This window comes from Acidimicrobiales bacterium (genome assembly GCA_036491125.1).
In the GTDB taxonomy this organism is placed as follows: domain Bacteria; phylum Actinomycetota; class Acidimicrobiia; order Acidimicrobiales; family AC-9; genus AC-9.
Genome location: DASXCO010000108.1, coordinates 1 through 5,307 on the forward strand (window position 1 = coordinate 1; position 5,307 = coordinate 5,307).

Sequence of the window (5,307 nt, forward strand, 5' to 3'; positions counted from 1 at the left end):
CGTTCTGGTCGTTCACGATGATCATCATCGACATCCTGATCATTTACGGCCTCATCGCCCGGGTGGACGAGTACGAGGTGCGATAAGCGACGACGGAGCCAAGAGCGGGGTCGGCCGGGCAGGCTCAGTGGTGGAACGAGCTGCGGTGCTCGCCCACCCCGCCGCCGGTACGGTCGAGCGAGGCCACGGCTCGACGCAGGTCCTCCAGAAACAGGTCGGCGGCGTCCTTGCTGCCCTGTCGCACGACGACCCGGCACGCGGCCAGGTCGGTTCGGTTGGCGGGAAAGGTGTACGCCGGCACCTGCCACCCGCGTTCGCGCAGGTGAGCTGAGAGGTCGAACACGTCGAACTTCGAGCCGGGCTTGGTCGTGAAGGCGAACACCGGCAGCTCCGAGCCGTCGGTGAGGAGGTCGAACCGGCCAGTCGCCGCGACCTGCTCCGCCCCGTACATGGCGACGTCCCGGCAGCCCTGCTGCACGGCCCGATATCCATGCCGGCCCAGGCGCAGGAAGTTGTAGTACTGGACGGCCACCTGGGCCCCGGGGCGGGAGAAGTTCAGGGCGAAGGTCGGCATGTCGCCACCCAGGTAGTTCACATGGAAGACGAGCTCGTCGGGCAGGGCGTCGGCGTCGCGCCAGATGATCCAGCCCACCCCCGGGTACACCCGCCCGTACTTGTGACCCGAGGTGTTGATCGACGCCACCCGCGGTAGCCGGAAATCCCATACGAGCTCCGGGTCCACGAACGGGGCGATCATCGCACCCGAGGCCCCGTCCACGTGCACCGGGATGTCCATGCCGGTGCGGGCCTGAAGATCGTCGAGGCCGCTGGCGATGTCCGCCACGGGCTCGTAGCTGCCGTCGAAGGTCGACCCGAGGATTGCCACGACCCCGATGGTGTTCTCGTCGCAGGCGGCGACCGCCTCGGCCGCGCCGAGATGGTACCGGGAGCCCTCGATCGGGACGAGTCGGGGCTCGACCTCGAAGTAGTTGGCGAACTTCTCCCAGCACACTTGGACGTTGACGCCCATGACGATGTTGGGGTTGGTCGCGTCCTTGCCCTCCGCTCGGCGCCGGGCGCGCCAGCGTCGCTTCAGTGCCATCCCGGCGAGCATGCACGCTTCGCTGGAGCCCGTGGTCGAGCACCCCGTCCCACCCGACTCGTCGGACGCGTGCCAGAGGCCGGCGAGGATGTTGACACAGCGCCTCTCGAGCTCGGCGGTCTGCGGATACTCGTCCTTGTCGATCATGTTCTTGTCGGAGCACTCCGCCATCAGCTGATCTGCCTGGGGCTCCATCCAGGTGGTCACGAACGTGGCCAGGTTCAATCTGGAGTTGCCGTCCAGCAGGAGCTCCTCGTGGATGAGGCGGTAGGCGGCCTCTGCGGGCATCGGCGCATCGGGCAGCCGCAGGCGGGGGACCTGATCACAGTCCGTGTCCAGGAGAAACAGGGCGTCGCCGGCGAGCAACTCCGTCTCGGCTGCGCTCGACTTCTCGTGCAGGGCCATTGATGCTCCTCTTGTTCGCGAGCCGGTGGGGCTCGGTCCAGCAAGCCGCCCAGGTCCCATTAGGCCGACCGCAGACGGCTCGGACATCACCCTGAGGGGGTGATCCGATGCCGGCGCGCATCCGTACCCCTGTCCGCCCTCCGGCCGTAAGCTGCTCCAATCGCTGACAGTGACACTCCGGAACCCCAGGGACGGGGCGGGGACCGGCGGGCGGGTCGGGCCTGGCGGGAGATGGCCCGGCGGCTCGAGCGCGGGGACACCTACGTCGCCGTGCTCGTGCTGCTGGTCGTGACCTACTTCCTGGTCTCGCTGCTGCCTGATGCCACGTGGAGCCAAATAATCCAGGAGCTCGCGGTCGGGTTCGTGCTGCTGATCACCCTGCGCACGTCCCACGCCCGGCCCCGGCTGCAGCGGGGGGCCCGGGCTGGCGTGGTCGGTGGCCTGGTATTGACGCTGATCGGCTCCCGCGTCGGGGGCACGCTGGCCCTCGTCCACCTCGTGTTCCTGCTGCTGCTGATGGTGACGCCGGTCGTCATCCTCAACCGGATCCTGCGTCATCCCACCGTCAACATCGAGACGATCGCCGGCGCCATCGACGTCTACGTGATCCTGGGCCTGATCTTCTCCGCGCTGTACCGGTCGATCGCCTCCATCGCCGGGACGCCATTCTTCGCCCAGACCAACCACGCCAGCGCCAACCAGTTCCTGTATTTCAGCTTCGCCACCCTGACGACGGTGGGGTACGGAGATCTCACGGCGGCCACCAACTTCGCGCGTTCCGTCGTGGTGATCGAGGCCCTGATGGGTCAGATCTTCCTGGTGACCCTGGTGGCCAGGCTCGTCTCGCTCATGGCCAGGCCGGGAGGCGCCGGGAAGGAGGCGTCGTAGGTCGCTAGATCCCGGTCGTGGCGGTCACGCGACCTGTCTTCACCGCGTCGGCGAGGGCCTGGTGGTCCCGCTCGCTCTGGTTGGCGTAGAGCTCAGAGAACTCTCCGATCGCCTGGTCGAAGGCCGACCCCTTTCCCAGGTATGCGGCGATGGCGATGCGGTCACCCGACCGGGCGTGCGCCCGGGCCAGCGTCCAACCACAGATCTCCGCGTAGATGTTGAGCGTCGACGGGCTCATCACCTCGATGTTGGCCGAGGCCTTCGCATCCCACAACTGCCGGACATAGAAGTCCCGTGTCTTACCGTCGATTCCCTCCGCCCGCACCCAGCCGAGGAATATGTCGCTGGCCGACTGCATCAGTCGCTGGCCCTCGACGACCCTTCGACCGTGGTTGTCGAACTTGCTCTTCCCGACGAAGGCCTCGAGCACCGACGCCTCGGCCTCCTTGGCCTGGAGGAACAGCGGGTCCTGGCCGTCACGCCCGGTGAGCAGCAGGATCCAGGCCCGGGTGCCGACGCTGCCGACGCCGACCACCTTGCGCCCGAAGTCGACGAGGTTGAAGCTCTCGAGCAACTTCTGACGGTCGTACGGAAGGCTCTGGCTGTAGGTGTGCACGATCGATCGGAGGGTCTCGCGCAGGGCATCTCCCTTCGCCCCCGGGAGCATCTCCTCCAGGGGGACGATGAGCGGTGGGTCGCTGACGAGCTGCACCTTGCCGTCGACCCGGGTGGTCAGCTTGTCGAAGGCTCGCATGCTGTCTTTGGTCTTGGCCTTGTCGACCCCGGCCTGGAACCGCTTGAGCGCCTTTGGGCTGGCCGCAGCCCGCCAGCGGTCGATCATGGCGAGATCCATGTGGGAGTACCAGACATCCATGTTCCCCAGCTGAGCGAAGCTCCGCATCGCCTCGCGATAGGACCGGACCACCGCGTGCAAGGCGGTCCGGCGCTGTCTGTCGTCGAAGCCGCGGTCCCGCCCGGCGACGGCGAAGCTGGCCGCGAGCCGCTTGACATCCCACTCCCATGGACCCGGGAGCGTCTCGTCGAAGTCGTTCACGTCGAAGACGAGGTCCCGCTCGGGCGAGGCGAACCCCCCGAAGTTGGCCAGGTGGGCGTCTCCGCAAGCCTGTACCTGGACGCCCGACGCCGGGGTCGAGGACAGATCGGACGCCATGACCAGCGCCGCTCCCCGGTAGAAGGCGAATGGGGTTGCGAGCATGCGCCCGTAGCGGATCGGCACCAGGTCGGGGACCCGGCTCGCGGCCTGTTGCTCGAGCAGCTCGATCGGATCTCTCTTTGCAGGGTGGTAGTCGGCATGGCTCTCGCGCGGAACCCGCACTCGGGCGTCCTTGCCGAGGGCGATCCGATCGTCGGGGGTCGGCCGGGCCTTCCCGGCTCGCTGTCGGGTCGACCCTCTTGTCGAACGCCCAGTCGATTGTCGCTTTGTGGCCGTTGCCATCGCTCAGCCTCCAGTCGTCGCCGCCGCGCCGAGGGCGACGAGATCTTCAGGGTGGATCCACTCGTCGGCCAGCGCCACGCCACCCGCTCGAGCCACTGCGTCCCGCAGCGGGATGGCCCATTGGTGCTCGATGAGCGCGATCGCCGCGATCGACCCGTCGGGGATCACGTCGGCGACGTACCAGACCTCGCCAGTGTCGGCGAGGCTGATGTCAGACGCCGCCTCGGCACCGGCCGCGGCGCCGACCTCGGCCCCGGTCTCGCCGGCGGCGCCGAACCCGATGAGGGCACCGACGAGGGCTCCGTACTCCGTCGACTCATCGGTGGTCAGGTCGCTGGTCTCGAGGGCCGTGACCGCCCCGCTCTCGTCTTTCTGCACGACGACGAGGTCGACGAGACGGATGATGTCCTTCTCCCGGAGGCGTTCGAGCTCGGGGAGGATCTCCCCCTTCAGCCGGTCCCGGTTGAACTCGAGGACAAGCATCTGCACCGGACCGAACTCCATGGTCTCCTCCGTATCGTGTCGAACGCGCCGGTCAGCTGCCGGCGAGGATCTTCTGCTTCTGGGCGTCGAACTCGGCCTGGGTGAGAACCCCGCCGTCCAGCAGCTCCTTGAGCTTGGTGAGCTGGGTCACCGTGTCCTCGCCCGAGGCGGGCTGGGCGGCCGGAGCGGGCGGCTGCTGGGACTGCGGTGGGGCCTCCTGCTCAGCCTGCCCTGCGGTGGCCCCCTTCTTACCTGCGTGGTAGGCGACGCCACCAACCACCGCCGCCCGCATCAGGGGACGTCGTCTCCTCATCATCATCAATGTCTCCTTTTCTCACATGGCCATGGCGGTCGAGCCGCTCAGCGACCGGGCCTCGCCCTCCGTGACGACGATCCGGCCGAACGGGGCGAGCGCGAGAGCAGCGAACTTGAACGCCTGTAGGCCGAACGGGATCCCGATGATCGTGATGCACAGGACCACTCCGCCCACGAAGTAGCCGAAGGCGAGGATGAGGCCGGGAATGAACCACAGGATGTTGCCCAGCAGGCTGGCGCCGGGAGTGTCTGTGCTCTTCACCGCTACGCGGCCGAAGGGCCACAGCGTGAACGCGGCGAACTTGAAGCACTGCACCGCAAAGGGAATCGTGACGATCGGCAGACAGAGCACGAGACCGAGGAGGAGCCACGAGATCGCCGTGTGCCAGCCGACGAGCACCAACCACAAGATGTTCCCGATCGTCTTCATCAGCCGCGACCTTTCGTCCCTTTTGCGGTCAGCCGGCGGCTTCGCCAACAGCCAGCACCGGGCGACCTCCGCGATTGTCGACGTTCGATGGTGGCCGTGTCGTCACCCTGGCGGGATGATTTGGCCTTCGGCGACGGAGCTGGGTCAGAGCAGGCCACGAGATCGGGCTTGGACCACTGCTTCGCGGCGCGAGCTGGCCCCGAGCTTGCGATAGATGCTCCTGAGGTG

At 67.5% G+C, this 5,307-nt stretch carries 6 protein-coding genes; 1 reads left to right on the top strand and 5 read right to left on the bottom strand.

Features of this window, described 5'->3' with window-relative positions:
* Positions 1-124: 124 nt before the first annotated feature.
* On the bottom strand, positions 125-1,507 hold the full coding sequence (locus tag VGF64_09285; protein ID HEY1634937.1) for a glutamate decarboxylase: 1,383 nt from the start codon (positions 1,505-1,507) through the stop codon (positions 125-127).
* Between the two features lie 231 nt (positions 1,508-1,738).
* On the opposite strand from VGF64_09285, the gene VGF64_09290 reads away from it, so the two are divergent.
* Positions 1,739-2,395 carry a potassium channel family protein gene (locus VGF64_09290; GenBank protein ID HEY1634938.1) on the top strand — a complete coding sequence of 219 codons (657 nt, stop codon included), beginning with the start codon at positions 1,739-1,741 and terminating at the stop codon, positions 2,393-2,395.
* A 4-nt stretch (positions 2,396-2,399) separates the two neighbouring features.
* Here VGF64_09290 and VGF64_09295 read toward each other — a convergent pair whose 3' ends face one another.
* The 4 genes from VGF64_09295 to VGF64_09310 all read right to left on the bottom strand — a co-directional run bounded on the left by VGF64_09295 (position 2,400) and on the right by VGF64_09310 (position 5,079).
* Positions 2,400-3,731, bottom strand: a complete 1,332-nt coding sequence (locus tag VGF64_09295; protein HEY1634939.1) for a DUF2252 domain-containing protein — start codon at positions 3,729-3,731, stop codon at positions 2,400-2,402.
* Positions 3,732-3,854: 123 nt separating this feature from the next.
* A complete protein-coding gene (locus tag VGF64_09300; protein ID HEY1634940.1) occupies positions 3,855-4,355 on the bottom strand; it encodes a DUF6325 family protein in 501 nt (166 codons plus the stop codon).
* 31 nt (positions 4,356-4,386) lie between these two features.
* Positions 4,387-4,653 (bottom strand): SHOCT domain-containing protein, encoded by a 267-nt coding sequence (locus VGF64_09305; protein HEY1634941.1) that lies wholly within the window; start codon positions 4,651-4,653, stop codon positions 4,387-4,389.
* A gap of 15 nt (positions 4,654-4,668) precedes the next feature.
* Positions 4,669-5,079 (bottom strand): YccF domain-containing protein, encoded by a 411-nt coding sequence (locus VGF64_09310; GenBank protein ID HEY1634942.1) that lies wholly within the window; start codon positions 5,077-5,079, stop codon positions 4,669-4,671.
* Between the last annotated feature and the right edge of the window lie 228 nt (positions 5,080-5,307).

What these genes read in the sequence shown, in the direction of transcription:
- VGF64_09285 (HEY1634937.1), bottom strand. Translation starts at nt 1,507, where the DNA reads ATGGCCCTGCACGAGAAGTCGAGCGCAGCCGAGACGGAGTTGCTCGCC.
- VGF64_09290 (HEY1634938.1), top strand. Translation starts at nt 1,739, where the DNA reads ATGGCCCGGCGGCTCGAGCGCGGGGACACCTACGTCGCCGTGCTCGTG.
- VGF64_09300 (HEY1634940.1), bottom strand. Translation starts at nt 4,355, where the DNA reads ATGGAGTTCGGTCCGGTGCAGATGCTTGTCCTCGAGTTCAACCGGGAC.
- VGF64_09305 (HEY1634941.1), bottom strand. Translation starts at nt 4,653, where the DNA reads ATGATGATGAGGAGACGACGTCCCCTGATGCGGGCGGCGGTGGTTGGT.
- VGF64_09310 (HEY1634942.1), bottom strand. Translation starts at nt 5,079, where the DNA reads ATGAAGACGATCGGGAACATCTTGTGGTTGGTGCTCGTCGGCTGGCAC.